Source organism: Pseudomonas sp. GW821-FHT01A09 (assembly GCF_058986725.1).
Genome location: NZ_JBYSWB010000003.1, coordinates 107,224 through 133,699 on the forward strand (window position 1 = coordinate 107,224; position 26,476 = coordinate 133,699).

Consider the following 26,476-nt stretch of genomic DNA (forward strand, 5'->3'; position numbering starts at 1 on the left):
TCACTCCCCCAGCAACAACAGCGTCCGGGCATCCGCCTCCCCACCGAAAAACTGCTCCAGCGCCTGCTGAAAAACCCCTTCCTGCGGCGCCACCGCCGCAAACAGCGTCAGGCACGAGCGCAACTTCAAATCATCCGGATGGCCGAGAATCTCCAACGCGCTTTTGTCCCGATGCGCCAACAGCGCCGACACGCTTTGCACCAGTCGCGGCCCCAGCACCGGGTGCTGCAGGTAGCCCAGCGCTTCGCCTGCGCCGCTGAGGCCAAAGCGCTCGGCCATGTCGCTGCGTCCCAGCCCGCGCAGCTGCGGCAACACGAACCAGATCCAGTGGCTGGTCTTGCGCCCGGCCTGCAGCTCCTGCAGGGCGCGGTCGAACACCGGCCGCTGGGCCTCGACGAAACGATGCAGCTCGAAGATATCGCTCATGGCTTCACTCCCTTGGCTGGCGACCGGCGCACGCTGACCGGGCCCAAATTCTTTCGACAGAACCGCGCGCGCGGCAGTTTCATCGAATCCCTTCAACGCCCTTCACAGCAGCGGCAGCGCCGCACGAATGTGCTCCTCCAGCGCGCTCACCAGCGCCGAGGGCTTGCGGCTGTCGAGCTGCAAGCCGATGGCGACCTTGGGCAAGGGCGGCAGGCCGCTGTCGTGGGGCAGTATCTGCAGGTCGGCGGGTACTGCGGTCTGGGTCAGCACGGCGATGGCTTGCCCAGAACGCACCACGGCAATCAACCCGGTCAGGCTGTGGCTGGCATAGGCGAGGCGATAGGCGCGGCCGCTGGCGTCGAGGCTGTGCAGGGCGGCCTGGTGATCGAGGGTGTCGGGGTCCGACAGTGCCAGTTGCAGGGTGTCCATGGCCGCCGCGTCGCTGCCCCGTGCGCCGACCCACACCAGCGGTTCGAGACGGATGGTTGCCAGGTGTTTGTCGCCTTCGCGCTGGGAGACGATGGCGATGTCCAGGGCATGGGCCTGCAGGCGCTCCAGCAGCCGCGGGGTCGGCGCGCAATACACCTCGACCAGCACCTGCGGATGGCGCGCGGCGAAGTCGCGCAGCAGCGGCGGCAGGAACACCGTGGCGTAGTCATCCGGGCAGCCGAGGCGCAGGGTCCCGGAGAGCCCCTTGCCGGACAATTCGGCGATGGCCTCGTCATGGGCACGCAGGATCTTGTGCGCGTGCAGCAGCAGGCGTTCGCCATGGGGGGTGAGCAGCACCCCGCGGCCGGTGCGTTGCAGCAAGGGCTGATTGACGATGTCTTCGAGGCGTTTGACTTGCATGCTGATGGCCGCCTGGGTGCGCCCGACGCGATCGGCCGCGCGGCTAAGGGCGCCGGTGTCGGCAATCGTTACGAAGGTGCGCAACAGGTCGAGGTCGAGGTAGTTGCTCAAGGTATAAGTTCGGCTGAATTCTTCCATAAGAACTATTAGTTATTATTGATCCTGTCAAGCGCCTAGACTCGGCTTCAGCCCACCCAACGCTGAGGAGTCCGACATGTCGAACAATCAAGACCCGATCTTTTGGCAAAAGGCGCAACAGCACTTGATTCGCTACGGCGGCTCCTTCGAGTCGCGGATCATCGAGCGGGCACAGGGCAGTTTCGTCTATGACGCTGATCAGCAGCCGATTCTGGATTTCACCTCGGGTCAGATGAGCGCCTTGCTCGGCCATGGTCACCCGGAAATCTGCGAAGTGGTGCGCACCCACATCCGCGATCTCGACCATCTGTTCAGCGGCATGCTGACCCGGCCGGTGGTCGACCTCGCGGCCAATCTGGCGGGTACCTTGCCCGATAGCCTGTCGCGCAGCATGTTCCTGAGCACCGGTGCCGAGGCCAACGAGGCCGCGATCAAGATGGCCAAACTGGCCACCGGCAAATATGAGATCGTCGGCTTCGCCCAGTCGTGGCACGGCATGACCGGCGGCGCGGCGTCTGCCACCTACAGTGCTGGGCGCAAGGGCTACGGGCCGGCGGCGGTGGGCTCGTTTGCCATCCCGGCGCCGAATCCGTATCGGCCGCAGTTCTTGAAAGAAGGCGAGATCGACTGGCAGGGCGAGCTGGACTACGCCTTCGCGCTGATCGATCAGCAATCGAGCGGCAGCCTGGCGGCGTTCATTGCCGAGCCGATCCTCAGTTCCGGCGGCATCATCGACTTGCCGCTGGGCTATCTGGCCGCGCTCAAACGCAAATGCGTGGAGCGCGACATGCTGCTGATTCTCGACGAAGCGCAAACCGGCCTGGGCCGCACCGGCACGATGTACGCCTTCGAACGCGACGGCGTGGTGCCGGACATCCTCACCCTGTCCAAGACCCTCGGGGCTGGCCTGCCGCTGTCGGCGGTGATCACCAGCACGCGCATCGAGCAGCTGTGCCACGAGCGCGGGTTCTTGTTCTACACCACCCACGTGTCCGATCCATTGCCTGCGGCGGTCGGGCTCAAGGTGCTGGAGGTGGTGCAGCGTGATGGCCTGGTGGCGCGTGCGCGCAGCACCGGGGCTTATCTGGAGAGGGGACTGCGCGCTTTGCAGGAGCGCTTCGATTGCATCGGCGACGTGCGCGGCCGCGGCCTGTTGCTGGGCATGGAAATCGTCGCCGATCGCCACAGCAAGGCACCGGCCTCGGCGCTGGGCGCGTCGATCACCCGGGCCTGCATGGACTTGGGCTTGAGCATGAATATCGTGCAGTTGCCGGGCATGGGCGGGGTGTTCCGCATCGCGCCGCCGTTGACGGTGAGCCTGGAGGAAATCGACCTCGGCCTCGAACTGCTGACCAAGGCCATCTCAAAGGTCGTCTGACCCTGTAGCGAGGGGGCTTGCCCCCGATTCGCCGTATCCGCCGCCTGGGTCCTGACACCATCGTCGCGGCATGCCCCAGGCTACGGCGTTCCCATGCGTGCCTGATAGTCGCGGCGCGAGGCCTCGATGGTTTCGCGGTGTTTTTCCGCCCACAGCCACACGCCGCAAAACGCCTCGCCCAGTCCCATGCCCATCTCCGTCAGGCGGTATTCGACCTTGGGCGGCACCACCGGGTAGACCGTACGGACCAGCAGCCCATCGGCCTCCATCTGGCGCACCGTCTTGGTCAGCATCTTCTGGCTGACATCGCCTACCTGCGCCGCCAATTGGGTGAAGCGCAGGCAACCGCGCTCGGCCAGCGCCTCGATCACCAGCATGGTCCATTTGTCGGCGACGCGGCCGATGATTTCCCGCACCAGGGCGTCCAGTTGCGGGTCATTGGCATCTTCGCCATGGGGCCACTGCGGAGGACGGGCGGCGGGTTGCAGAGGGTCATTCATCGGTCATGGTTTCCGGTGGGTAAGTAATGCACTTTCGGGCGCCTACTTCCCGAATGCGCCCCAGGCTCTTATCGTAGCCCAGGTCGCCCCGCACGGGGCAAGGCATCCCTGGAGTTCACTATGCACAGCACAGGTAACACCCTTCTGATCACCGGTGGCGGCAGCGGTATCGGCCGCGCGCTGGCCGAAGCCTTCGCGGCCCTGGGCAACCAGGTCATCATTGCCGGGCGCCGCGAGTCGCTGCTCAAGCAGGTCACCGAGGCCAACCCCGGTATGCACTACGCGGTGCTGGACATCAGCGACGCGGCGGACGTTCAGCGCGTGGCGGCCGAGCTGATCGGCAAGTACCCGAGCCTCAACGCGGTGATCCACAGTGCCGGCATCATGCGCAGCGAGAACCTGCTGGCCGGCGACTCGGAACTCGACGACACGGTGGCCACCAATCTGCTCGGGCCGCTGCGTCTGGACCGCGCCTTGCTGCCGCACTTTCTCCAGCAGCCCCACGCGGCCATCGTCACGGTATCGTCCGGCCTGGCCTTCTTGCCGCTGGCGCTGACCCCCAGCTATTGCGCTACCAAAGCGGCGGTGCATTCCTACAGTCAGTCGCTGCGCTATCAGCTCAAGGACACCGCCGTGAAGGTCCACGAACTGGCGCCGCCCTATGTGCAGACCGAGCTCATGGGCGAGCGTCAGGCCAACGACCCGCACGCCATGCCGCTCAAAGACTTCATCGCTGAAGTCATGGGGATTTTCCAGCACTCGCCCGAGGCCGAGGAAATCCTCGTCGAGCGCGTCAAGCCGTTGCGCTTTGCTGAAGTCAACGGCGGTTATGCCGGCTTTTTCAAGCAGTTCAACGACCAGATGGCGGCGGCGCGGGCTGGCGAATAGAGGCCAATAGGCGGGGTCACTCCGCGCGCTTGCGAAACGCCCAGCGCGCGGTGATCAGGGTGAAGGTCGCCACCACCGCCACCAGTACCCAAAAGCCGTGCTCGTTGGCGGCCAGGGGAATGCCGCCGACGTTCATGCCGAAGAAACCGGCGACGATGTTGATGGGCAGCGCCAGCACCGTCACCACGGTCAGGGTGTAGAGAGTGCGGTTGCTCTGTTCGTTGAGGTTGGCGGCGATCTCTTCCTGCAACAGCTTGATGCGTTCCACCAGCGCCGTCAGGTCGCTGATCACCAGGGCTGACTCTTCGGTGGATTGACGCAGCTCCTGCACGTCGTCTTCCAGCAGCCATGTCGGCGGCTTGTGCAGCAAGCGCATCAACGACCCTGGCTCCAGCGCCAGCAAACGTTGCAGACGCACCAGCACCCGGCGCATGGCCCCCAGTTCCGCGCGGTTGTTGCTCAGGCGCTGGGACAGCAACTGGTCTTCGATGTGGTCGACGCTGATGCTGGTCTGGCGCAAGAACTGGGTCAGCACTTCGCCTTGATCGCGCAACAGATGCACCAGCAACTCCAGTGGCGAGCGGAACAGTTCGCCGCGCTTGACCGACGAGCGCAGCTTGTCCACCGAGCGCAAGGGTTGCACCCGGGCGGTGATCAGCAGGTGACCGCGGGCGCACACCACCAGGGTGGAGATATCGGTGGAGAGCATGTTGAAATCGAACACCACGTCGTTGACTACCGCCAGCAGGGCGGAGTCGATGTGTTCGATGCGGGTCGAGCGCGAGCCTTCGTGCAGGGCCTCGAAAAACTCTTCGGGCAGGTCCAGATTGGCTTTCATCCAGCGCTCGCACGAGGCGTGAGCCAGGCTCAGGTGCAACCAGACGAACTCCTCCGGCGCCTCGGGCTCGTGCAAGCAGCCTAGCGCCGCTACCGAATCGATCTCCTGACCGCGAACGCCTGGACGAAAGCGGAAGCCGTAAAGCAACCCGAACAGATCGCAATCCTGCTGGTTATGAACAATGCTTTGGTTCATGGAAGCTCGCGGGACGAGAAGGGGTCGCCGTCCTTGGCGTACTGGAACACGCGCAGAGCATGACAAGCTGTCATTTCAGTTTTGTGTCAGTTTGTTTCTGGGTAGGGCGATAGCTATCAGACCTTAGCCGCATCAAGACCGACGGTCAGGCGGAGAACCAATGATGGCTATATGATGTCAATGCATCTTCTCCCCGCCGGTATTGCCCATGTCTGACCTCTATCACTACAGCCCACTGCGCTTGACCCTGATCGTGCTGTTGGCGGTCATGACCATGGGCGGCATCTCGGTGCTCTGGGAGTTTCGGCTGGAAGAATGGACGATGCGCTTGCTCGGCCTGCCTTACGAGAGCGGCTTCGAGAATGCCGAGCGCTGGCGTTTCGTGCTGACCTCGACGGCGTTTTCTTTCATGTCGCTGATCCTGCCCATCCTGGTGCTCAAGCGCCTGGTCAACAACACGCGGATGAGCTACCGGCGCATGCAATGGGCCCATTCGCAGACGCAGACCCTGGCCTACTACGACTCACTGAGCGGTTTGATCAACCGGCGCAAGTTCATGGACCTGCTGACCGAGTGGCTGGCGGCATCCAGGCCGGTGGTGATCTTTCTGATCGATCTGGATCACTTCAAGCCGGTCAACGACAACCACGGTCATTCGGTCGGCGACAGTGTCATCTGCGAGGTCGCCAGTCGTCTGGAAGACATCGCCTTGGAATACGGTGCGATAGCCGCCCGCTTGGGGGGCGACGAGTTTTGTCTACTGTTGCAAGGGGACCATGAGGTCGCGAGGCTTTCGCAGATCGCCGAAACCGTCATCGCCAACCTGAGTGCGCCGATGCCCGAGATCGTCAAGCCTTCAGGCCTGGGGGCGACGGTGGGCATTTCCCGTTCGACGGTGGATGCAAGCGATGCCTCCACCTTGCTGCACTTTGCCGACACGGCCATGTACCGGGGCAAGCAGAGTGGTCGATCGACCTACAACTTCTATGATCCGCACTACGAACTGGAGCGCCGGGCTTTGTCCGATCTGCAGTTCGCCCTGACGCTGGCCGTCGAAAGACAGGAAATCGTGCCGTTCTACCAGCCGATCGTGGCGCTGCCGGGTAAACAGGTGGTGGGCTTCGAGATTCTCGCGCGCTGGATCAAACCCGACGGCAGTGTCGGCATGCCTGGGGATTTCGTGCCGGTGCTCGAGGATCTGGGGCTTCTGCCGGCAGTGACCCGGTCATTGCTGGCCCAGGCCTGTGCGGCTTCTCGACAGTGGCGGGGGGACTATCGCCTTTCGCTCAATATCAGCGCGGCGATGATCATTGACGAGGCGTTCCCCCAGGCTTTGCTGGCGCAGTTACAGCAGCTGGATTTTCCGTGCAGCCGCCTGGAACTGGAAATCACCGAAGAGGCGCTGGTGGGGAATCTGGATGCCGCGCGGCGCAACTTGAGCACGCTGCAAGCCCACGGGATCACCGTGTCGCTGGATGATTTCGGCACCGGTTACTCCGGGCTCTATCACCTGACCCGCTTGAACATCGACAAGATCAAGATCGACCGATCCTTCTTCGAGCCCGGGGCGATCAACCATCTGCCGATGGTCGAGGCCATATTGGGCATGGCCCGCAGCCTGAACATGCAAGTCACGGCCGAAGGCATCGAGGAGTTTCATTTGCCGCTTCTGCCGCAATGGCTGGCGCGCAACGGCTGCCATTTCGCTCAGGGTTATCTGTTCGGTCGCCCGCAAGCGACCGCGCAGGCCCTGGCATCAGCGTGTCAATGTTCGTCTGGCGCACTCGCCGTGAGCGCCTTGGCGCAGGGCTCACGGTGAAGTGCGCAGGGGGGATCAGTACTTCCAGGTTACCGAGGCGGTGAGGTTGCGCGGGGCGCCGTAGTTGCTCTCGGTGCCGCTGTATAACGATGTCAGGTATTTGCGGTCGCTGATGTTGTTCAGGTTCAGCGCCGTACTCCAATGGCTGTCGATGTCGTAGCTGGTCATCAGATCGACCACCGCGTACGAGTTCTGGCGAATGTAGCTGTAGGAGTCGTTCTGTACAGCGCTCTGCCAGCTCACACGAGTCCCCACTCGCGCCTTCGGCAGGCCGGGAAGGCGGTAGGTGGCCATTCCGTGGAAGCTGTGGGTCGGTACGTATTTGCGCGCCTTGTTATCGTCGTCATCCTCGATATGTGCGTAGGTGTAGCCGCCCAGCAGATCCAGTCCCGGCAAAGCTTCGCCGGAGGCTTCCAGTTCGAGGCCATGGCTCTTGTAGCTGGCGGTACCATAGCGGTATTGGCCATTCACAAAGACATAGTCATTGGTGTTGACCACGTTGTCCTGATTGGTCTTGAACACCGCCGCCTGCAACTTCAGGCGATCATTCATCACGTTGCCTTTGACGCCGGCTTCCAGGCTTTTGCCTTCAAGCGGAGCAACGACCTTACCGTCAAAGCCAACGCTCGCGTAGTTAGGATTGAAGATCTGCGTCCAACTGGTGTAGACACTCCACTGCGGAGTCAGGTCATACACCAGGCCGGTGTAAGGCGTGACCTTGCCATGCACGCGCAGGGAGTGGTCGGAGCCATAGCTGCTGCCTGAACCATCGGCGCTGAGCATGCGTGCACCGGCGATCCAGTGTAGGTCGTCGGCCAGGCTGAAGCGTGCTCCGAGGAAGGCACTTTTCTGGGTGTCTATGAAGTTCTGCATGCCGTAGTCGCTGGTGTAGTCGAACACCGGCTCCGGCATGTTGCCGTGCAGCAGCTGCGAGTAGGAGGTGTCGAAGTAATTGGCGCCTTCGGCATCGTACTCGCGAGCCTTCTGGTGGGTGCGACCGTAGCTGACGCCGAAGGTCAATTCATGATCACGGCCAAACAGGCTGAACGGCCCGGACGCCTTGGCTTCGCCGATCATCTCGTGAGCTTTGCTGCTGGTCTGGCCGGCATATACGTTGGCGTCGTCGCCCACCACCGTATTGACGAAGAGCATGCTGGTGTTCTGGTACTCGGTGATCCCGGTAGCGGTGACCGTGCCGTTCCAACCGTTGCCAAAATCATGTTTCAGTTCCGCGAAAGCGCGTTGGGTGTGCATGTTCCAGTAGGTCCAGGGCTGCCCGACGCTGGCGCTGCGCCCGCTGTAGTGAATCGGTGTGAAATTGCTGCCGTCCGTTCCGTTGACCAGCGCCAGGTTGCCCCAGCTGCTGCCGTTGGAGTCGCTGTTATGTTGCGAAAAACCCACCGTCAACGTGTCGGCATCGGACAGGTCGAACGCCAGCAGACCTGCCGCAACATTGCGTTCGTGGCTGTAGCGATCCAGCCACGAGTTGCCCTTGTCATGTGCATAAATGAAGCGCCCGCGCACATTGCCTGTAGGAGTCAGCGGCCCTGATACATCGACGTCGACGCGACGGCTATCCCAGGAGCCGACGCTGGTATCTATTTGCGCCTGGAACGTATCGGTCGGGCGCTTGCGCACGAAGTTGACCGTGGCGGACGGGTTACCGGTGCCGCTCATCAAGCCGTTGGCGCCGTGCAGCACGTCGACCTGTTCGAATTCGGCCATGTCCTGATCACCTATCAGGATCGTCTGGGCGAAGGGCATGCCCATGCCATCGTATTCGAAGGTACCGATGTCGAAGCCGCGGGAGGTGAATTCGGTACGGTCAGTTTCCGACTGCTCGACGGTCACCGAAGGCGCAGAGCGCAGCGCATCCTTAATCCCGTTAATCTGGTAATCGTCCATCTGCTTGCGCGTGATGGTGGTAATCGCCTGGGGCGTTTCCTTGTCCGTCAGCCCCAGCTTGGTAGTGCTGGACGCCGGCTTGCCCTGATACCCCACGCTCGGCTCGTCGCCCTGAACGGCGTTGTCCTGAATCTGCGTGGAAGGCAGCACCACTTCATCGGCGGCATGGGCGAGGGGCAGGGCGCTGCAGGCGCTAAGCAGCAGCAAGCTGGCGGAGAGGCGACGGTTCAAGATGGGATTCCTGGATTGGATGGATTTGCGTCAATATCGAGCGCGACTGCAAATGAGAAACACACTCAGATACGAATCGGATCGAATAGTAACCAAATATTGATTCGCATTTCACATTTTTTTGAGTATCAGGGCGGATACGTCCAGAAAGGAGCGTTCAGGCGGGGATTGATGCAGTCTTTCAGGCGGGGACACCGGGCGGCCCGCCAGCGCAGGCCACCCGGAATTTTCGACTCAACGGTTGCGCGTCACCCTCCACACGGTGTTCGACAGGTCGTCGGCGATGATCAGCGCGCCTTTCGGATCCACGGTCACACCCACCGGCCGGCCGCGGGTCTTGCCGTCTTCACCGCGGAAGCCCGTGGCGAAATCGATCGGCTCGCCGGCAGGCTTGCCGTTGCTGAACGGCACGAACACCACCTTGTAGCCCACTGGGTTCTCGCGGTTCCAGCTGCCGTGCTCGCCCACGAAGGCGCCGTCGGCGAACTTGTCGCCCAGCGCTGCAATGGAGAAGGTCACGCCCAGCGCCGCGACGTGGGAGCCCAGGGCGTAGTCCGGTTTGATCGCCGCGGCGACGCGCTCGGGATTCTGCGGCTGCGCGCGCGTATCGACGTTCTGGCCCCAATAGCTGTAAGGCCAGCCATAGAAGGCGCCATCGCGCACCGAGGTCAGGTAGTCCGGCACCAGGTCCGGGCCGATCTCGTCACGCTCGTTGGCCACCGCCCACAACTGCCCGGTGCCGGGCTGAATGGTTAGCGAGGTGGGGTTGCGGATGCCGGTGGCGTAAGGCCGGTGGGCGCCGGTCTGGGCATCGATCTGCCAGACGCGGGCGCGGTTCTGCTCGACCTCCATGCCGCGCTCGTTGATGTTGCTGTTCGAGCCGATCCCCACGTACAGCCACTTGCCGTCGGGGCTGGCGGCCAGGGATTTGGTCCAGTGGTGATTGATCCGCGCCGGCAGGTCGGTGACGGTGGTCGGTGCACCACTGGCCTTGGTCTGGCCATCGGTGTAGTCGAAGCTCACCAGCGCATCCTGGTTGGCGACGTAAATCTTGCCGTTGGCGAAGGCCAGGCCATAGGGGGCGTTGAGGTTTTCAGCGAATACCGTTTTCACTTCATACACGCCGTCACCGTCGGCATCGCGCAGCAAGGTCAGGCGGTTGCCGCCCTTGACCGGCGTGGTGCCGCGGGCCTTGATCACGGCGGCGATGACGTCCTTGGGCTTGAGCTGTGCCTCGGTGCCACCTTTGCCCTCGGACACGAGGATGTCGCCATTGGGCAGCACCAGCGTCTGGCGCGGGATCTTCAGGTCGCTGGCGATGGCGGTAATGCTGTAGCCCTCGGGTACCTTGGGCTTTTGATCGCCCCAGGCGGCCGGGTCGGCGATCTTCATGGTCGGCAGCAGGCCACGTTCGGGTGTTGGCAGTTTCGGGTTGGCGCCATGGGTCTCGGTGGCGTCGCCTGCGCCGTTGCAACCGCTCAGCAGCAGGGCGATGCTCAGGGTGGAGAGTGCTATGGAATGCTTCATGCCAGACCTCCTTTTTCGGGGGCGAGCCCCCTCGCTACAGGGTATGGCGTGGCGCGCAGGTTGCTCAGGCCGAGCCAGGCGGCGATCAGGATCAGCGGCGCCGCGATCACCGACAGCACCAGACCCGAGGGCATGACCGCAAAGGCGTCTTTGCCGTGTTCGAACGAGTTGAACACCGCAAGGGCCCAACTGATCAGCACCAGCAGAAAGTACGCCGTGGGGCGCCCGCCCTTGTGCTCGGCCCGGATCAGATTGACCAGCGCAAACACCAGCGCCAGGCCACTGAACAGCGCGGCGCCGAACAGCAGCCAGGCGGCGAAGTTGCTCCACTGCGGTTGGTAGGTCAGGTAGTAGGCAACATCGCTTAGCAGGGCGCCCAGAAACAGTGGCACGCTGCCGGCCAGCAGGATCGCGTGCAGCGGCCCAGGCCGGTAGCGATAGTCGGGGAGGGTGGTGACGGTCATGATTGCTCCTTATGTCGTTCAGCGACCCTGCGCGTAGGGCTCGGTGCGGATACACCGGCCTGCCCGGGCCGCGCTCACTGCGCATAGAAAACGATCCTGCCGCCGGAGGGTTAGTTCAAAGATATTTGGCGTCGAGGTACTTTGGGTTGCGTCGATCGTGGCTGGCTCTACGCGCCGCCGCTACGTCGTGGGCGCGCGCCATTCAAATCCACACGTCATTTTCCGCCGTGCGCTCACCTCCCTCGTGCCCGGTATTCAGGATTCCTCGCGGCTCGATCATCAGCAACCGGGTTTCACGGACGGCGGCGGTTCGGTGCTCGATACCCCGCGGTACTACGTACAGCTCGCCGGGCCCGACGAATACCGTCAAAGCCAGCAGACTGGGGCGCAATGCTTCGTGCGTCAACTTGCGGCCCCTACCAAGCCACCGTACGCCCGAGATAGTCCAGATACTCCAGCCCCGGCCGGCCGTGTTTTGCCAGCAGCACATCCACCAGTTTCGGCACACTTTCGCCGATGCTCAAACGCCCCTGCGGGCCGCCCAGGTCAGTGCGTACCCAGCCGGGCGCCATGATGACCAAGGCTCGAGCGGTGGCGGATTGGCGTGCGGCGAAGCTGCGCATGAACATGTTCAACGCTGCCTTGGTGCCGCGATACAGCTCGCGCTGGCCGGTCAGGTTGTCGCCGATGCTGCCTTGTCCTGACGACATCACGCCCAGGGTGCCGTGGTCGGGGACGTAGCACTGCAGTCGCTCGATGACTCGCATGGGGCCCAACGCGTTGGTGAGCATGAGGTCGACGAAATCTTCGGTCGAGACCTCGCCGATCGTCTGCGTCGGGTCCGGGTTGGTGGTGCCGGCGTTGACGAACAGGATGTCGAATGTCCTGCCCTTCAGGCGCTCGTGCAAAGCGTGGAGCTGGCCGGTTTCGCGGATGTCGAGGATCTCGATTTCGACCCGGTCGGGGTAGGCGTCTGCCAGGTCATGCAGCGGCGTGCGGGCCGAGTGCGCGCGCACCGTGCCGACCACGGTCCAGCCCTTGTGCAAGAACTCCGTGGCCATGGCGTGGCCGAGGCCACGGGAAGCGCCGATGATGAGAATCGTACCTGGTCGTTCATGGAGAGTGTCTTCAGACATGGAGTCAACCTGCATGGGGGATTGAGAACATCACCACGATAGGATGTGTGCACTTGGAGCGGTAGGCGCACAGGAATCACAATATAGTTGCAGCAGACGCCTGGTCAGGCGATTTAAACCGAGCCGATATTCCCATGAACAACGTCGACCTGAATCTTCTCGTAGCGCTGGATGCCTTGCTTGCCGAATGCAGCGTGACCGCTGCGGCCATCCGCTTGAACCTGAGTACCTCGGCCATGAGTCGCACCTTGACTCGCCTGCGCCGGGTGACCGGCGATCCGTTGCTCGTGCGTGCCGGACGGGGCCTGGTACCGACGCCGAGGGCCATTGAACTGCGCGATCAGGTACACGCCTTGACCCGTGATGCGCGCGGGATTCTGCGACCGCAGGTTGATGAGGTCGATATGGCGATGGTGCAAGGGACGTTCACGATCCGCGCCAGCGAATCATTCATGGAGTGGCTGTCCGGCCCGGTGGTGGCGGCAGTCACGCAGTTGGCGCCGCGCATCGTGCTGCGCTTCGTGGCCAAGCCCGACAAAGAGGCGCAGCCCCTGCGCGAGGGCCTGGTCGATCTGGAGATCGGTCTGGTAGGCACATCTGCGCCCGAGATTCGTACCCGCTTTTTGTTCCATGATGCCTATGTCGGTGTGGCGCGCGTCGGACACCCACTGGTCGCGGGATCGCCGGTAACGCTGGAGCGCTTTGCGGCGTTCAATCACATCGCTGCAATGCAAGAGGGCAGCGCCATCGAGTCCCTGGAGAGCGCCCTCAAGGGCCGTGGGCTGAAACGCACGGTGGCGGTCGTGGTACCGGGATATCCCGACGCGATGCGCATCGCTCGGCAGTCTGATCTGGTCGCCATCGTGCCGCGTTCGTGTCTGGGAAACCTGGTTTCGGGCAGCGTTGCATCTGGGCTTGAACCCTTTGACCTGCCGGCCTCCATATCGCGGATCACCATCTCGGCGATGTGGCATCCGCGGATGGACGCCGATCCGGTGCATCGCTGGCTCAGAAACAGCGTTATCGAACTGTGTCAGCAAGCCTATCCACTCGCGGCGCTGTAAGGGGATTCAGCGCCCAACGTCATCCAGCATCTCGCTGATCCAGCGGATCTGTTGCTCGACGTCCCGCAGCTTCTCCTCGGGTATCCCTTGGCGAGCTCGAGAGAGCTGGGCGAGGGTGCGCTGGCGCTCGCGCAAACGGCGCTGCCATTTGGCCAGGAACGCCGGGCTGCGGGCCTGCAGTTGCAGCGGGCCGAAATACAGCGCCTGAGGCGAGTACTGCACGGGGCCGGTGCGTGCGGCGACGATGATTTCGTAGTCGAAACGCTGTTCTCGCAGCACCTCCTCGTAAAGGATGCGATAGCCGTTTTCCATCAACCAGCGCCGCAATGGCTGCTCGCCGCCGTTGGGCTGCAGGATCAGGCGCTCCTGACCGCTCAGCCGGGCCTTGTCGCTGTCGAGGATGTCACGAATGGTCTCGCCGCCCATGCCGCAGAGACTGATAGCGGTGATACCGTCGCCGGGCTCGATCGCCGCCAGGCCGTTGGCCAAACGCACGCTGATTCGGTGCTCAAGGCCGTTGTCGCGCACGGTTCTTTGGGCCGCTTGGAACGGTGTCGGTGCCAACTCGCCGGCCACTGCTGCGACGATGACGCCACGGCGCATCAGCGCGACCGGCAGATAGCCGTGATCCGAGCCGATATCGGCCAATCGCGCCCCGGTCGGAACCTGCGCCGCCACGCGCTCCAGGCGGATGGACAATGTGTGTTCGTTCAACGGTAATCCCTGTTCACTTCACGCCTGCGCCAATGAGGCCGGATCGGGCCGCGATTCTGGCGAGCAATGCAGCGCATTTCAAATTTTTGCGACCAGAGCCTCTTCACCAGCCGTCTGCGCGTGGCACAGCAGGTAGGCAACGATATACTCCGCGCCCTCCCTTTGCTTTGCGGACAAACCCATGCGCCAGGTATTGCTCATCGTCGATATCCAGTCCACCTTCAGCCCGCCCGAGTGGCTGGTCGATGGCGCGCGGGCGTTCTCGGCGATGATCCCGACCGTCGCCTCGATCGAGCTGCACGACGAGCAGGTCACACCCTTCGAGCGGCAGCTCGGCTGGCACCCCGCAGCCGAGGACGAGAGCCTGGTCGAGGCCGACAAGGTGTTCGTCAAGCATGGCTACGGACAGACGCGCGAGGCCGTCGAGTACCTCCAGCAGCTTGGCGTCGAGCGCGTGCTGGTCTGTGGCATGCAGACCGAAACCTGCGTGCTCGCCGCCGGATTTGCGCTGTTCGATGCAGGGCTGAACCCGACACTGGTCACTGACCTCACGGTGGGGTCGTCGCTGGACCGGTCGGGGCAGTTGGGCATCGATCTGTGGAAGCATCACTTCCGTCAGGTGACGACGCGGGCGCAGGTGATTGCCGAATTGGGTGCATGAGCCCTGTAGCGGGACAAGAATCGGTAGGTGCTCCCCAAACGGCAGCAAACAACGCCTCAATTGCCAACCTAACAAATGTTAGATAGGGTTTGACGGAGGGTTGGGGGTCGGCTACGGTAAGTCTACCTAACATTTGTTAGTTTAATCCACCTACCTCTCTGCGGGCTTGACCATGACCTCTAAACTCCAGCTGTTCACTTCCCCCTCGGCCTTTCCCAACCCACAACGTCTGCGCCTGTTCATGCATGAAAAAGGCATTGCCGACCACTTCGATGAAACGGTCTACGACATGGCCCCCGGCGGTGAACAACGCGGCTGGCGGCATCTCAACATGAACCCCTGGGGCGAAACGCCGACACTCGAATTGGCAGACGGCAGCTTTATCTCCGAAACCGCAGCCATCGTGCGCTATCTCGACCAGTCCTACCCCGGCCGCAAGATCATGGGAGAAACTGCGCTGGAGCAAGGCCTCGATAACATGTGGGACAACCGCGTGTGGGTGCACATCCTCTATCGCATCGTCACGGCGTTTCATGTGTTGCACACCGGCTTGGGTTTCAAGCTGGAGCTGACCAAGAACGAAGCCTGGGGCGAACACTGCCGCAAGGAGGCGCTGACCCACGCGGCATTGGTCAACCGGCATTTGTCCGATGGCCGTGAATGGCTGCTGGGCGGTGCTGAGCCGACCTTTGCCGATATCACCTTGGCAACCGCCATTGCATTCTCCAAATTCCCGGTCAACGCCACGCCGCTGGACGAGCGCTTCGAGTTTCTGGACCTCTACTGGCAGCGCTGGCAGGCACGTCCAAGCTTCAAGGCGGCCTATGCCGATCGCAGCAGTGGCATCCCGGAACTGGATGCGCCGGCCGCGTGACGCCCAGGATGTTTGTGGTGTAATCATCGAGACCGCCATGACCTGGCGTGCTCGATGAAAGCAACGGGACAGCGTGATGACGCGTCCCTGTCAGTCGAGACGGACCGGAGCCCAGCGTGGCTCTACCTAACAAAAGGTAGATTTTTGATTTAGCATTGCGGCACATTTTTTCCAGCGATCGCCCACCGGGCGAAAGGCCCACCATGACCATCAACGCCCGCGAAGCCATACTTCTGGCCGCCAGAAACATCGCCCAGTCACAGGGTTACAACGGCCTGAATTTTCGCGATCTGGCCACGGCAGTCGGGATCAAGGCAGCCAGCATCTATTACCACTTTCCGAGCAAGGCCGATCTGGGGGTCGCGGTTGCCCAGCGCTATTGGCAGGACGGGGCTGCAGCGCTTGAGGCGATCAGTGAGGAAAGCCCAAACCCTGTGGATGCCTTGCGGCGTTTTCCCGAAATTTTTCGGCGCTCGCTGGAAGCGGACAATCGTCTTTGCCTGGCCAGCTTCGTGGGTGCCGAGACCGATAACCTGCCTGCTGAAATGACCCGGGAAATCCAGGCGTTCGCCGAGGTCAATGTCGCTTGGCTGTGCAAGCTGCTGGTGGCGGCCGAGATCTGCATGCCAGCAGACAGTGAAGTCCGGGCGCGGGCGATCTTTGCCGCCGTGGCCGGGGCCCAGCTACTCGCCAGAAGTCGCGCGGACATCGCGCTGTTCGATACGCTGATCGCCGCTTACCGTGCCTGCGGACCGCTGCCGGCGTGATCGGCAGTGGGCATTGGCGCCCGTACTGCAGTCGCGAATGAGCGTGCATCCTTTTCTTGCCCACCGTTGGCGGAGCTGGCAATGGCGCCTATGATGCAGCCTCCGCTTCCTGGCCCTGTGTACCCCGCTCATGACGCCCAAGGAACTCAAAAACTGGACCACCGGCCTTGCCCAGGTCTATAGCCTGGCGCCCGGTCGCCAGCGCCTGTCCGCGCTGTGCGGCTGGCTGCGGCAGACCTGCCCGATCGATCATTTCGTGCTGTTCGTCTATGAGGGGCAGCATCGGCCGCTGGCACTCTTCGATACGTTCACCGCCGACAGCCGACGCATTTACGTCGATGACTACCAGTGCGGCCCGTACCTTTTGGACCCTTTCTACCTGGCCTGCACCCGTCAGCAAGCGCCGGGGCTGTGGCGGCTGCGGCAGTTTGCGCCCGATCATTTCTATCTGGGCGAGTACTACCTCACCTACTACCAGCAAACCGGGCTCGCCGAAGAGGTGGCGTTTTTCGTCGATCTGGAGGAGGGCACCATGGCCGTGCTGTCGCTCATGCGTGCCAGCGCCAACTGCGCGTTCAGTCGCGATGAGCTGCAATGGCTCGAATGTGCCCAAGGCGTCGTGGCGCAGATCATCCATGAGGCCTGGCAGCTGCAGCGCGCCGAGCAGCCGCGGCCGGCCCATGAGCTGGATTACAAGATCCGCGAAGCCTTCGAGCAGTTCGGTGCCCATCGCCTCACCGCCCGGGAGCGCGAAATCGTCCAGTTGCTGTTGCGTGGGCATTCCGGGGCGTCGGTGGCCGAGCAGTTGAGCATCAGCGTCGGTACGGTGAAGATCCACCGCAAGAATCTCTACGCCAAGCTCGGCATCGGCAGCCAGTCGGAGCTGCTGGGGCTGTTTATCCGCGAGCTGGCGGGGCACGAAATGGGCGTGATCGACTGATCTGAAAACGACTCTATCCCTCAGGGGATATATACACCGCAAAACCCCGGTTGATAGCGTGGCCCTCGTTCAACGACAGCCATGCTCATCGGGATGCCACCATGCACGAGAGTCAGCCCAGCGATATCGAATTCTGCAACGTTCGCAAACTCTACGGCAACTTGCAGGCCGTGGCCGATCTCAACTTCAGTGTTCGGCGCGGCTCGTTTCATTCCTTCCTGGGCGGTTCGGGATGCGGCAAGACCACCACCCTAAGAATGATCGCCGGCTTCGAGCAGCCGACTTCCGGGGAGATCCGCCTGGGTGGCCAGAACGTCTCTGGCATCCCTGCCTATCAGCGTCCGGTGAACATGGTGTTCCAGCACTACGCGCTGTTCCCGCACCTGACCATCGCCGAAAACATTGCTTATGGGCTGCGCTATCGCACCCCGCGTCCGGACCGCAACAGCCAGCGTCGCCTGGCCGATGAAGCGCTGGAGATGGTGCGCCTGAGCGGCTACGGCGCGCGCAAGCCCAGCGAGTTGTCCGGCGGCCAGCAGCAGCGCGTGGCGCTGGCCCGCGCGCTGGTCAACAAGCCTACGGTGCTGTTGCTCGATGAACCTCTGGCGGCGCTGGATCGCAAATTGCGCAAGGAGATGCAATCCGAACTCCTGCGCCTGCAGCGTGAAGTCGGCATCACCTTCGTGCTGGTGACCCACGATCAGGAAGAGGCCTTGTCCATGAGCGACAGCATCAGCGTCATGCACAACGGCTCGATCGTGCAGACCGCCAGCCCCGAACAGCTCTACGAGGCGCCCGCCAGCCGCTACGTCGCCGACTTCATCGGCGAATCGAACCTGTTCGACGGCACCGTGCAACGCCTGCAGGGCGCTACCGCGGTGTTGCGCACCGCCCAGGGCCTGGAACTGAGCAGCCCGATGACGCCCAACGGCGTCGCCCTCAGCGCCCAGGCTCCCGGCTGCATCGCGGTGCGCCCCGAGTTGATCAGCATCGCCGCCCCGGGCAGCGGCCCGGCCCGTGATGTGGTGCTGGCGGGGCAGGTCGAGGATCGCATCTACCTGGGCAACAGCACTGAATACCGCGTCCGTACCGAGGCCTTCGGCGTGGTCTGCGTGCGGGTCGCGCGGGCACGGGAAAAGGACCTGGACACCTTCGCACATGGCGCCGTCGTCAGCGTTGGCTGGAACCATGCCAGTGGCCTGGCCATGGCGCACTGAAAACATTCACTCATGTGGTTATCGCAAATACGGGGAACGGCAATGGACCAGAAATCGTTTATCAAGACCTTGCGCAGCTGGCAGAACGGCTCCATCAGCCGCCGTGATTTTCTTGGCCGCACCGGCCTCGGGGTCGCGGCTGCGGTGGTCGCTACCAACATGCCGGGCTTGCTGACTTCTTCCGCCGAAGCTGCCGAACAAGGCAAGATCGGCGATCGCCTGTCGCTGGCCACCTGGCCCAACTACCACAGCCCGGAAAACCTCGAGAATTTCGCCAAGACCACCGGCGCGCGGGTGTCCATGAGTGTGTTCGGCTCCAACGAGGAAATGCTCGCCAAACTGCAAGCCGGCGGCAGCGGCTGGGACGTGCTGGTACCGACCAACTACGCCATCAGCACCTATGTAAAGCTGGGACTCATCGAACCGCTGGATTTGTCACGCATCCCCAACTTCGACGCCGCCGGCTTTCAGCAGAAGTTCATGGCCCAGGGCACGGTGGACGGCAAGGTCTATGCCGTGCCGAAAAACTGGGGCACCACCGGGTGGGTCTATGACACCAGCAAGCTCAATGCACGGCCGACCACCTGGAAGGAGTTCTGGGCCTTGAGCCAGGGCGAGGCCAGCGGCCAGGTGATCGTCCACGACTACCAGTTGACCGCCATCGGCAACGCGCTCAAATCCTTCGGCTACGGCTTCAACTCCCTGGACCCTAAAGAGCTGGCCGATGCGGAAAAACTGCTGATCGAGGTCAAGCCTCACCTGTTTGCGATCAACTCCGATATTCAGCCCTCGATGCGCAGCGGCGACGCCACCATGGCCATGTCGTGGACCGGTGACGCTTCGCAGTTGCACCGCGACAACCCCAGCATGCAATACACCCTGGGCAAGGAGGGTGGCGAGCTCTGGAGCGATTTCTTCGCCATTCCGAAAAGCTCGGAACATAAGGACGCGGCCTACGCCTTCATCAACTACCTGCTCGATCCACAGCACAACAAGCTGGAGGTGTTGAGCCACGGTTACCCCAGTGGCGACAAGCGGGTCGATGCATTGCTGCCCGCGGCCATGCTCGACGATCCGATCATGTACCCCGCAGCCGAAGCGCTCAGCCCGCTGGAGTTCGGCGCGGCGGCCACACTCACCAGCCCGTTGCGCGCCGAGTTGATGGCCCGCTTCAAGTCGGCCTGATCCCGTCCCCATGCACCTTAAGGAGAAAGCCATGAGTGCAGCCGCCTCGCTTCGAACCCTGCCGGCGGCCAGCGCTGGCGTCCAGGACCCGCAACGCCGGCGCAGCCTGGCGCGGCGGATCACCTGGCTGATGCTGCTGCCCTCGACCCTGTGGTTTCTGCTGCTGTTGCTGCTGCCGATGGTGATCATCCTGGTGTTCAGTTTCGGCCAGCGCAGTGCGGTGGGTGGCTATGCCGGCGGCTTCACCCTCGACAACTACCTGAACCTGGGGTCACGGGCCGCCGCCTTCGGCAATACCCTGACCCTGGCGCCGCTGGGCACGCTGGTGTGTCTGCTGGCGGCCTATCCGCTGGCGTATTTTCTCGCGGTGCGGGCCGGGCGCAATCGCTCGCTGTTGTTGACCCTGGTGATCGTGCCGTTCTGGACGAGTTTTCTGATTCGCACCTACGCCTGGATCTTCATCCTCAGCGGCAAAGGCATACCGGCGCTGCTGGCCAGCGTCGGGCTCGAAGGCGTGCGCCTGATCAATACGCCGTGGGCGGTGCTGATCGGCATCGTCTACGGCTACCTGCCGCTGATGGTGTTCCCCATCTACGTCAGCCTCGAAAAACTCGACAAGCGTCTGCTCGAAGCGTCGGCGGACCTGGGCGCCAGCGGTTTCGAAACCCTGCGGCGGATCACCCTGCCGCTGTCGGCGCCGGGGATCATCACCGGGGTGATGCTGGTGTTCATTCTGTTGATGGGCGAGTTTCTGATCCCTGCAGTGCTGGGCGGCGGCAAAGTGTTCTTCGTCGGCAACGCCCTGGTCGACCTGTTTCTGCAATCGCGCAACTGGCCCTTCGGCAGTGCGCTGGCGATGACCCTGGTGGCGATGATGCTGCTGATCATCGGTGTGTACCTCAAGCTGGTGGCGCGCTACGGCGGCCGCCCTGCCGATGGAGGCCTGTGACATGTGGCTGCGCAGCTATTCGACCTCGCTGTACCTGTTTCTCTATGCGCCCATCGCCCTGATCATGGTGTTTGCCTTCAATGCCGGACGCAGCGGGCTGGCCTTCCAGTGCTGCTCGGTGCAGTGGTTCGGCAGCGCCTTCGGCAACCCTTTCATCATGGAAGCGCTGGGCCACAGCGCGCTGATCGCCTTCACGTCGGCGATCATCGCCACACTGTTCGGCACCCTGGCGGTGTTCGGCCTGCGCCGCTGCGGCCCCAAGGTGCGCCTGCTGTTCGAGGCGTTCACCTATTGCGCGATCATCATCCCCGGCATCGTCATCGGCATCTCCACGCTGATCGCGTTCATCAGCCTGTTCGACCTGATCAACCCGTTGCTGGCGCAATGGCTGCCGCAGTTGCCACGGCTGGAGATGGGCTTCGCCACGGTGATCGCCGCGCATTCGCTGTTCACCATGGCGCTGGTGATGATCATCGTGCGCAGCCGCGTCGATGCCCTTGATCCGGCCTTGCAGGAGGCGTCGGCGGATCTGTACGCACCGCCGCTGGACACCTTCCGGCGCGTGATCCTGCCGCAGATCACCCCGGCGATCATGGCCGGATTCCTGCTGGCGTTCACCTTCAGCTTCGACGATTTCATCATCGCGTTCTTCGTCGCCGGCCCGCAGACCACCTTGCCGATCTATATCTTTTCTTCGATCCGCCGCGGTGTAACGCCGGAGATCAATGCCCTGTCGACGGTGATCATCTGCGTCTCAATGGCCTTGCTGTTCACCTCCCGTTATCTGCAAAACCGCCGCGCTGGCGCCTAGGAGTCTGGTATGCGTGACCAGTTGTATATCAATGGAGAGTGGGTGGGCCCGGACCTGGGCGGCTACATGGAGGTGATCGACCCGGCCACCGAGCAGGTGTTGCAACGGGTGGCGGCCGGCACGGAAGAAGACATCGACCATGCCGTGCGCGCGGCGCGCCGAGCGTTCGATGCGGGTTGGTCGCAGACCACCGGGGCGCAGCGTGGGGATTGGCTCGAGGCCTTGGCCAACGAGCTGGAAAGCAGCCAGGGCGCTCTGGCCGAACTGGAAGTGCGCGACAACGGCAAACCGCTGCCCGAGGCGCAGTGGGATATCGGCGATGCGGTGGGCTGTTTTCGCTATTACGCCGGGCTCGCCCGGGAACTCGATGAGCGCCAGGACCAACCCGTGGCATTGCCGGACGAGCGCTTTCGCTGCCGCACGCGGCTGGAGCCCATCGGCGTCGCCGGACAGATCATCCCGTGGAATTACCCGCTGCTGATGGCGGCCTGGAAAGTCGCTCCGGCGCTGGCCGCTGGCGCCACCATGGTGCTCAAACCGTCGGAGCTCACGCCCCTGACAGCGCTGGAACTGGCCGGCGCCGCCGATCGCATCGGCTTGCCGGCCGGGGTCCTCAATGTCGTCACCGGGGGCGGCGCCGAGGCGGGGGCGGCGCTGGCCGAGCACGCCGGGGTCGACAAGCTGGCGTTCACCGGCAGCGTGCCCACCGGATCGAAAATCATGACGGCGGCCGCCGCCGACATCAAGAACATCAGCCTGGAGCTGGGCGGCAAATCCGCCTTCATCGTGTTCGACGACGCCGATATCGAAGCGGCGGTGGAGTGGATCCTGTTCGGTATTTTCTGGAACCAGGGCCAGGTGTGCAGCGCTACTTCGCGCCTGCTGGTTCAGGAGAGCATCGCCCCACGCCTGTTGGAGCGGCTGGTGCAGGCCGCCCGAGCGATCACCATCGGGCCGGGGCTCGAACCGGGCGTCTTGCTGGGGCCACTGGTCAGCCAGGCTCAGCACGCCAAGGTGCAGGACTTCATCGCCCAGGGGCTGGCCAGCGGCGCACGGCTCCTGACCGGTGGCAAACGCCCGGCGCATCTGGACCGCGGTTTTTTCATGGAGCCGACGATTTTCGATGAGCCGGATGCCGACAGCCTGATCTGGCGTGAAGAAGTGTTCGGGCCCTTGCTCTGCGTCAAGCGCTTCACCTCCGAGGCCCAGGCGGTGCAGATGGCCAACGCCAGCCGCTTCGGCCTGGCGGCGGCGGTGATGAGCCAGGACCCGCAACGGGCCACCCGTATCGCCAACCAGCTGCGTGCCGGGATCATCTGGGTCAATTGCTCGCAGCCGACCTTCGTCGAAGCGCCCTGGGGCGGCATGAAGCAGAGCGGGATCGGCCGCGAACTGGGGCACTGGGGCCTGGAGAACTACCTGGAGGTCAAGCAGGTCACCGAGTACGTCGGCACCGAGCCGTGGGCATGGTATCTGAAGTAGCTGCGGTCGCTACGGCCTTTGCTGCTAGCTTCGAGCGTCAGTCGAGGGAGAACTTCAGCACCGTCGTATGCGCATAGACCTCGCCCGGATCCAGCCGGGTGCTGGGGAAGCCCGGCTGATTGGGGGCGTCAGGGAAATGCTCGGCCTCCAGGGCAAAGGCCCCCCAATGCCCATAGATTTTGCCGTCTTTGCCGCGGATGCTGCCGTCGAGCAGGTTGGCGGTGTAGAGCTGCACCGCCGGTTGCGTGGTAAACAGTTGCAAACGTCGGCCCGACCCCGGATCGAACACCTCGACCGCCGGCCTGCTCAGGTCGCCATCGGTATCCAGCACATAGTTGAAGTCGAAGCCACCTTGGCTGGGCTCGGCGAACTTGAGCTGTGGATGGTCAGCGTGGATGTGCCTGCCGAAAGGGGTGGGTGTGAGGAAATCCATAGGCGTATCGGCAACCGGTGCGAGTTCGCCGGTCGGGATGAGCTTGGCCGACACCGGGGTGTAGTGGCTGGCGTGCAGCGTGGCGACCTGATCGAGGATGGTGCCGTTGCCGGCGCCCGCCAGGTTGTAATAGCCATGGTTGGTCAGGTTCACCACCGTGGCTTTGGTGGTGGTGGCGTGGAAGTGGATGCGCAGCTCGTTGTGGTCGTTGAGGCTGTAGGTCACGCGGGTCTGCAGTTCGCCCGGGAAGCCCATTTCGCCGTCCGGGCTGGTGTAGCTGAGCGTCACGCCTACCGAGCCTGCCCCCTGAAACGGTGCGGCTGTCCACAATCGCGTGTCGAAGCCCTGCGGGCCGCCATGGATAGCGTTGGCGCCGTCGTTGAGCGGGATGCGGTGGGCGACGCCATCGAGCACGAAACGGCCATCGGCGATGCGGTTGCCATAGCGGCCGATGGTTGCGCCGAAGTGCGGATCGGCGTGGGTCTGATAGCTCTGAACGTCATCGAAGCCGAGCAGCACGTCGTCGCTGTGGCCGTGCCGATCGGGGACGATCACCGACTGCAGCACTGCCCCATAGGTGATCACGCTGACTTGCATGCCGTGGCTGTTGCTCAGGGTGTATCGGTCGATGGCGGTACCGTCGGCCAGCGTGCCGAACGGGCGCTTGTGCTGGGTGAGGCCGGACGCGGTGGCGGGCGATGCAGGGGTGGGCATGGATCGATCCTTGGGTATGAACGGCGGCGGATGAATGCGGGTTTCAGACTAGCGCAGATGGGCTTGTTCACTCTGGCAAGATGACAGCAACGGCTATTTCGCGTTCAACGCCGTGAGCGTGGGTATCCACTCCTGTCGCGTCGATTCCTGGCATGTCGATACTCTGTTCTGACGCAGGATTTTTTAGCCGTACCGCCTGTGCTAAGGTGTCACCCGCTAACAACTATCTGGCATTGATTCCAGATTCTTCGATACGGCAAGCAAAATCATGGCAAGCGAGACTTAGGAATGCGGCGAGACACAGAAGTTGTATCGGTATATGTCGATAACTTTAAATCGCTGGTGGATTTCAATCTGGATCTGGCCGAGTTTACTTGCCTGGTGGGTTTCAACGGTGCAGGAAAGAGCACTATTCTTCAGGTGTTCGATTTTATTGCCAGCCTTTTTCAGGGCTCCACGGAGCGCTGGCTTAAAGCACGTAATTGGAAAAACACTGACCTGACTTTCAAACCTGGGCGCAAGCAGTCAATTACCCTCAGGCTCGTATTTCGCATTGGAGATGAGCACTATTTTTGGGGCGCGCGATTCAATCGTACCAAGATGACATGCTCCGTTGAGCATATTAGTCGTATATCTGGCGTCACTCCTGTAAACCTTTTCGAAGCCACTGAGAAAAGTTACAAGCTGTTCGAGAGAGATACTCGTTCGGTCGATTTTAATTATGCGGGTTCGGTTTTTTCGCACATCAAGCCTGAAATACTGGGTTCAGAACTTTCTGCTATCAGAGACTTCGTCAGTGGGTTTCGTTCGCTCGACCTTCTGGCGCCCAATCTGATACGAGAAAGATCTCGAGCCGGCTCGCTGCCGGATATCGGCCTGGGTGGTGAAAAACTGTCAGCGTTCCTCCATGGCCTTGCCGCCACCGAGCGTCAGCTAATAGTCACAGACTTGCGCCGCTATTACCCCCAGCTTCTAGCCATCCACACCGCCTCGGTAGCCGGCGGTTGGATCAAAATCGAAATCGAAGAATCGATCCATAATGGAGAAACCTTCAAGACCGAAGCCAAGCACATCAACGACGGCTTCATGAGGCTATTGGCCATTTCTGCCCAACGTTTCAGCTCGAATTCGTTCTTGCTGTACGACGAGATCGAGAATGGCGTCAACTCCGAAGTTACTCAGCTACTCGTCGATGCATTGGTCGAGTCCCCCAAGCAAAACCTCGTCACTACCCATTCCCCGGTGGTGCTGAACTTCCTGACGGATGAACTGGCTCGTGAAGCTGTCGTGTTCGTGTACAAACGCGACGATGGCGTAACCCGCGCCATACGACTTTTCGACGTGCCCTCGGCATCCACCAAGCTGGACTTTCTTTCACCAGGCGAGGTCATGGTTGATATTTCTCAGGCGGTCATAGCTCAGGAAGCTGAGGAAATATTGCTGGGCAGGGCCGAGTCGAACAAATGATTCGAGCTATTGCCGTGAGTGGAGAGGGCGTCACCGACCTGGGAGCATCTCGACGAGACCTCGCGGTAAGTGAGGGTGAGGATATTGAGGTGGGCCCCGCCCTTTTACTGATTTACAAGCTCATTCATTTGTATGCACCCGACTGGTATCGGGACCTGTACGACTGGACGCAAGATGTTCCTATCCCTACCTACGTGATCAGTCGTGGCGAACGATCCAGGGTGACCAAGACCCTCAAACCCAACTTGTTTCAAACGCATAACAGCGGCCGCGGTGGTCTTGAACATGCGAAGGGCGCTTGGGCGCTAGGACAAATCGCCATGGAGCGCGGCGCCGACCTTTGTGTTTATTTTCATGACACCGATGGCACCCAAGCCTTGTTACGCAAGACCCCACATCTGCAGAACATCATCGTAGAAGGTGCCTCCAGAGGCTTTGAAATACAGAAAATCACCGGCGTGGCCATGGTCCCGAAACCTACGTCGGAAGCCTGGTTCATCTGCCATGCTGGTACGCCGCCTTATCAACATTGTCATCTGTTGGAAACCAGCCTGGCTGGAAACCAGGACTCTCAAGCAAGGTCCCCGAAAGACCACCTGGCCAGATTGCTCGGCACCGATGAAGTGGTGCGGGACGAGCTCCTGATGCTAGCGCGTGACGTGGACGTAGAACGACTGGATATGCCCAGTTTCAATCAGTTCAAGCAGCATGTTCGTCTGGCGGTGGAATCAATTTTTGGTGTACGAGCTCGCTAAGTTGAAACCGGTGTAATAACCCCCTTTAAGCTCATTGACCGTCAACGTCTCGTGATCAAACGTGAAAGTGACTCGGGGCAAATAAAAAGCCGCTGGTCAGCGGCTTTGGGGAGGGCGAGTCGCGCCTGCTCGCCGCAGGCGCGAGATGA

25 protein-coding genes and 1 pseudogene are annotated in these 26,476 nt (G+C 62.3%); 15 read left to right on the forward strand and 11 right to left on the reverse strand.

The window, feature by feature from the left end; genetic code table 11:
• Window positions 1-426, reverse strand: coding sequence for a DUF1810 domain-containing protein (locus AC3WJP_RS04890; protein WP_493720102.1), 426 nt, complete (start codon window positions 424-426; stop codon window positions 1-3).
• Between the two features lie 102 nt (window positions 427-528).
• Window positions 529-1,386 (reverse strand): LysR substrate-binding domain-containing protein, encoded by an 858-nt coding sequence (locus AC3WJP_RS04895; RefSeq protein WP_493720103.1) that lies wholly within the window; start codon window positions 1,384-1,386, stop codon window positions 529-531.
• 103 nt (window positions 1,387-1,489) lie between these two features.
• Here AC3WJP_RS04895 and AC3WJP_RS04900 point away from each other — a divergent pair, with 103 nt between their 5' ends.
• On the forward strand, window positions 1,490-2,791 hold the full coding sequence (locus AC3WJP_RS04900; protein ID WP_493720104.1) for an aspartate aminotransferase family protein: 1,302 nt from the start codon (window positions 1,490-1,492) through the stop codon (window positions 2,789-2,791).
• Between the two features lie 80 nt (window positions 2,792-2,871).
• Here the strand turns inward: AC3WJP_RS04900 and AC3WJP_RS04905 are convergent, their stop codons facing one another.
• Window positions 2,872-3,291, reverse strand: a complete 420-nt coding sequence (locus AC3WJP_RS04905) for a winged helix-turn-helix transcriptional regulator (RefSeq protein WP_493720105.1) — start codon at window positions 3,289-3,291, stop codon at window positions 2,872-2,874.
• Between the two features lie 120 nt (window positions 3,292-3,411).
• Between AC3WJP_RS04905 and AC3WJP_RS04910 the strand changes: the two genes are divergently transcribed.
• On the forward strand, window positions 3,412-4,179 hold the full coding sequence (locus tag AC3WJP_RS04910; protein ID WP_493720106.1) for an SDR family oxidoreductase: 768 nt from the start codon (window positions 3,412-3,414) through the stop codon (window positions 4,177-4,179).
• 16 nt (window positions 4,180-4,195) lie between these two features.
• On the opposite strand, the gene AC3WJP_RS04915 is transcribed toward AC3WJP_RS04910, so the two are convergent.
• Window positions 4,196-5,212 carry a transporter gene (locus AC3WJP_RS04915; protein ID WP_493720107.1) on the reverse strand — a complete coding sequence of 339 codons (1,017 nt, stop codon included), beginning with the start codon at window positions 5,210-5,212 and terminating at the stop codon, window positions 4,196-4,198.
• 208 nt (window positions 5,213-5,420) lie between these two features.
• Here AC3WJP_RS04915 and AC3WJP_RS04920 point away from each other — a divergent pair, with 208 nt between their 5' ends.
• Entirely contained in the window at window positions 5,421-7,031 is a 1,611-nt protein-coding gene (locus tag AC3WJP_RS04920) for a putative bifunctional diguanylate cyclase/phosphodiesterase (protein ID WP_493720108.1), read from the forward strand.
• Between the two features lie 15 nt (window positions 7,032-7,046).
• Here AC3WJP_RS04920 and AC3WJP_RS04925 read toward each other — a convergent pair whose 3' ends face one another.
• The 5 genes and pseudogenes from AC3WJP_RS04925 to AC3WJP_RS04945 all read right to left on the reverse strand — a co-directional run bounded on the left by AC3WJP_RS04925 (window position 7,047) and on the right by AC3WJP_RS04945 (window position 12,294).
• On the reverse strand, window positions 7,047-9,167 hold the full coding sequence (locus AC3WJP_RS04925; RefSeq protein WP_493720109.1) for a TonB-dependent siderophore receptor: 2,121 nt from the start codon (window positions 9,165-9,167) through the stop codon (window positions 7,047-7,049).
• Between the two features lie 234 nt (window positions 9,168-9,401).
• Window positions 9,402-10,694, reverse strand: a complete 1,293-nt coding sequence (locus AC3WJP_RS04930) for a PQQ-dependent sugar dehydrogenase (RefSeq protein WP_493720110.1) — start codon at window positions 10,692-10,694, stop codon at window positions 9,402-9,404.
• Complete coding sequence (locus tag AC3WJP_RS04935; RefSeq protein ID WP_493720111.1) at window positions 10,691-11,158, reverse strand: DUF2231 domain-containing protein; 468 nt, start codon at window positions 11,156-11,158, stop codon at window positions 10,691-10,693. Before AC3WJP_RS04935 ends, AC3WJP_RS04930 begins: the two co-directional genes overlap by 4 nt.
• Window positions 11,159-11,360: 202 nt before the next feature.
• Window positions 11,361-11,522: pseudogene (locus AC3WJP_RS04940) on the reverse strand (cupin domain-containing protein); the annotation flags it as partial.
• Window positions 11,523-11,574: 52 nt separating this feature from the next.
• Window positions 11,575-12,294, reverse strand: coding sequence for an SDR family NAD(P)-dependent oxidoreductase (locus tag AC3WJP_RS04945; protein ID WP_493720112.1), 720 nt, complete (start codon window positions 12,292-12,294; stop codon window positions 11,575-11,577).
• 134 nt (window positions 12,295-12,428) lie between these two features.
• Here AC3WJP_RS04945 and AC3WJP_RS04950 point away from each other — a divergent pair, with 134 nt between their 5' ends.
• Complete coding sequence (locus AC3WJP_RS04950) at window positions 12,429-13,358, forward strand: LysR family transcriptional regulator (RefSeq protein ID WP_493720113.1); 930 nt, start codon at window positions 12,429-12,431, stop codon at window positions 13,356-13,358.
• 6 nt (window positions 13,359-13,364) lie between these two features.
• Here the strand turns inward: AC3WJP_RS04950 and AC3WJP_RS04955 are convergent, their stop codons facing one another.
• Window positions 13,365-14,072, reverse strand: coding sequence for a tRNA (adenine(22)-N(1))-methyltransferase (locus tag AC3WJP_RS04955; RefSeq protein ID WP_493720114.1), 708 nt, complete (start codon window positions 14,070-14,072; stop codon window positions 13,365-13,367).
• A 181-nt stretch (window positions 14,073-14,253) separates the two neighbouring features.
• Here AC3WJP_RS04955 and AC3WJP_RS04960 point away from each other — a divergent pair, with 181 nt between their 5' ends.
• The 9 genes from AC3WJP_RS04960 (at window position 14,254) to AC3WJP_RS05000 (ending at window position 22,958) form a co-directional block, all read left to right on the forward strand.
• On the forward strand, window positions 14,254-14,733 hold the full coding sequence (locus AC3WJP_RS04960; protein ID WP_493720115.1) for an isochorismatase family protein: 480 nt from the start codon (window positions 14,254-14,256) through the stop codon (window positions 14,731-14,733).
• A gap of 172 nt (window positions 14,734-14,905) precedes the next feature.
• A complete protein-coding gene (locus AC3WJP_RS04965) occupies window positions 14,906-15,607 on the forward strand; it encodes a glutathione S-transferase family protein (RefSeq protein ID WP_493720116.1) in 702 nt (233 codons plus the stop codon).
• 203 nt (window positions 15,608-15,810) lie between these two features.
• On the forward strand, window positions 15,811-16,374 hold the full coding sequence (locus AC3WJP_RS04970; protein WP_493720117.1) for a TetR/AcrR family transcriptional regulator: 564 nt from the start codon (window positions 15,811-15,813) through the stop codon (window positions 16,372-16,374).
• A 130-nt stretch (window positions 16,375-16,504) separates the two neighbouring features.
• Window positions 16,505-17,314, forward strand: a complete 810-nt coding sequence (locus AC3WJP_RS04975; RefSeq protein ID WP_493720118.1) for a LuxR C-terminal-related transcriptional regulator — start codon at window positions 16,505-16,507, stop codon at window positions 17,312-17,314.
• A 101-nt stretch (window positions 17,315-17,415) separates the two neighbouring features.
• Entirely contained in the window at window positions 17,416-18,531 is a 1,116-nt protein-coding gene (locus AC3WJP_RS04980; RefSeq protein WP_493720119.1) for an ABC transporter ATP-binding protein, read from the forward strand.
• A 42-nt stretch (window positions 18,532-18,573) separates the two neighbouring features.
• The gene (locus tag AC3WJP_RS04985; RefSeq protein ID WP_493720120.1) at window positions 18,574-19,716 is read left to right on the forward strand and encodes an ABC transporter substrate-binding protein; all 1,143 of its coding nucleotides are present in this window, start codon (window positions 18,574-18,576) and stop codon (window positions 19,714-19,716) included.
• 31 nt (window positions 19,717-19,747) lie between these two features.
• Window positions 19,748-20,665, forward strand: coding sequence for an ABC transporter permease (locus AC3WJP_RS04990; RefSeq protein WP_493720121.1), 918 nt, complete (start codon window positions 19,748-19,750; stop codon window positions 20,663-20,665).
• A 1-nt stretch (window position 20,666) separates the two neighbouring features.
• The gene (locus AC3WJP_RS04995; RefSeq protein ID WP_493720122.1) at window positions 20,667-21,476 is read left to right on the forward strand and encodes an ABC transporter permease; all 810 of its coding nucleotides are present in this window, start codon (window positions 20,667-20,669) and stop codon (window positions 21,474-21,476) included.
• Between the two features lie 9 nt (window positions 21,477-21,485).
• Complete coding sequence (locus tag AC3WJP_RS05000) at window positions 21,486-22,958, forward strand: aldehyde dehydrogenase family protein (RefSeq protein ID WP_493720123.1); 1,473 nt, start codon at window positions 21,486-21,488, stop codon at window positions 22,956-22,958.
• A gap of 37 nt (window positions 22,959-22,995) precedes the next feature.
• Here AC3WJP_RS05000 and AC3WJP_RS05005 read toward each other — a convergent pair whose 3' ends face one another.
• Window positions 22,996-24,105: an aldose epimerase family protein gene (locus AC3WJP_RS05005; protein ID WP_493720124.1), complete on the reverse strand. Its 1,110-nt coding sequence runs from the start codon at window positions 24,103-24,105 to the stop codon at window positions 22,996-22,998.
• A gap of 288 nt (window positions 24,106-24,393) precedes the next feature.
• Between AC3WJP_RS05005 and AC3WJP_RS05010 the strand changes: the two genes are divergently transcribed.
• Together AC3WJP_RS05010 and AC3WJP_RS05015 are read left to right on the forward strand one after the other, a co-directional pair.
• Window positions 24,394-25,572, forward strand: coding sequence for an AAA family ATPase (locus AC3WJP_RS05010; RefSeq protein ID WP_493720125.1), 1,179 nt, complete (start codon window positions 24,394-24,396; stop codon window positions 25,570-25,572).
• Window positions 25,569-26,327: a hypothetical protein gene (locus AC3WJP_RS05015; RefSeq protein WP_493720126.1), complete on the forward strand. Its 759-nt coding sequence runs from the start codon at window positions 25,569-25,571 to the stop codon at window positions 26,325-26,327. The genes AC3WJP_RS05010 and AC3WJP_RS05015 overlap by 4 nt, the downstream gene beginning before the upstream one ends.
• The last annotated feature ends 149 nt before the right edge of the window (window positions 26,328-26,476 follow it).

Excerpts from the sequence above, each read along its gene's own strand:
- AC3WJP_RS04890 (WP_493720102.1), bottom strand. The coding sequence starts at position 426 with ATGAGCGATATCTTCGAGCTGCATCGTTTCGTCGAGGCCCAGCGGCCG.
- AC3WJP_RS04900 (WP_493720104.1), top strand. The coding sequence starts at position 1,490 with ATGTCGAACAATCAAGACCCGATCTTTTGGCAAAAGGCGCAACAGCAC.
- AC3WJP_RS04905 (WP_493720105.1), bottom strand. The coding sequence starts at position 3,291 with ATGAATGACCCTCTGCAACCCGCCGCCCGTCCTCCGCAGTGGCCCCAT.
- AC3WJP_RS04910 (WP_493720106.1), top strand. The coding sequence starts at position 3,412 with ATGCACAGCACAGGTAACACCCTTCTGATCACCGGTGGCGGCAGCGGT.
- AC3WJP_RS04915 (WP_493720107.1), bottom strand. The coding sequence starts at position 5,212 with ATGAACCAAAGCATTGTTCATAACCAGCAGGATTGCGATCTGTTCGGG.
- AC3WJP_RS04920 (WP_493720108.1), top strand. The coding sequence starts at position 5,421 with ATGTCTGACCTCTATCACTACAGCCCACTGCGCTTGACCCTGATCGTG.
- AC3WJP_RS04930 (WP_493720110.1), bottom strand. The coding sequence starts at position 10,694 with ATGAAGCATTCCATAGCACTCTCCACCCTGAGCATCGCCCTGCTGCTG.
- AC3WJP_RS04935 (WP_493720111.1), bottom strand. The coding sequence starts at position 11,158 with ATGACCGTCACCACCCTCCCCGACTATCGCTACCGGCCTGGGCCGCTG.
- AC3WJP_RS04945 (WP_493720112.1), bottom strand. The coding sequence starts at position 12,294 with ATGTCTGAAGACACTCTCCATGAACGACCAGGTACGATTCTCATCATC.
- AC3WJP_RS04950 (WP_493720113.1), top strand. The coding sequence starts at position 12,429 with ATGAACAACGTCGACCTGAATCTTCTCGTAGCGCTGGATGCCTTGCTT.
- AC3WJP_RS04960 (WP_493720115.1), top strand. The coding sequence starts at position 14,254 with ATGCGCCAGGTATTGCTCATCGTCGATATCCAGTCCACCTTCAGCCCG.
- AC3WJP_RS04965 (WP_493720116.1), top strand. The coding sequence starts at position 14,906 with ATGACCTCTAAACTCCAGCTGTTCACTTCCCCCTCGGCCTTTCCCAAC.
- AC3WJP_RS04970 (WP_493720117.1), top strand. The coding sequence starts at position 15,811 with ATGACCATCAACGCCCGCGAAGCCATACTTCTGGCCGCCAGAAACATC.
- AC3WJP_RS04975 (WP_493720118.1), top strand. The coding sequence starts at position 16,505 with ATGACGCCCAAGGAACTCAAAAACTGGACCACCGGCCTTGCCCAGGTC.
- AC3WJP_RS04980 (WP_493720119.1), top strand. The coding sequence starts at position 17,416 with ATGCACGAGAGTCAGCCCAGCGATATCGAATTCTGCAACGTTCGCAAA.
- AC3WJP_RS04985 (WP_493720120.1), top strand. The coding sequence starts at position 18,574 with ATGGACCAGAAATCGTTTATCAAGACCTTGCGCAGCTGGCAGAACGGC.
- AC3WJP_RS04990 (WP_493720121.1), top strand. The coding sequence starts at position 19,748 with ATGAGTGCAGCCGCCTCGCTTCGAACCCTGCCGGCGGCCAGCGCTGGC.
- AC3WJP_RS04995 (WP_493720122.1), top strand. The coding sequence starts at position 20,667 with ATGTGGCTGCGCAGCTATTCGACCTCGCTGTACCTGTTTCTCTATGCG.
- AC3WJP_RS05000 (WP_493720123.1), top strand. The coding sequence starts at position 21,486 with ATGCGTGACCAGTTGTATATCAATGGAGAGTGGGTGGGCCCGGACCTG.
- AC3WJP_RS05005 (WP_493720124.1), bottom strand. The coding sequence starts at position 24,105 with ATGCCCACCCCTGCATCGCCCGCCACCGCGTCCGGCCTCACCCAGCAC.
- AC3WJP_RS05010 (WP_493720125.1), top strand. The coding sequence starts at position 24,394 with ATGCGGCGAGACACAGAAGTTGTATCGGTATATGTCGATAACTTTAAA.
- AC3WJP_RS05015 (WP_493720126.1), top strand. The coding sequence starts at position 25,569 with ATGATTCGAGCTATTGCCGTGAGTGGAGAGGGCGTCACCGACCTGGGA.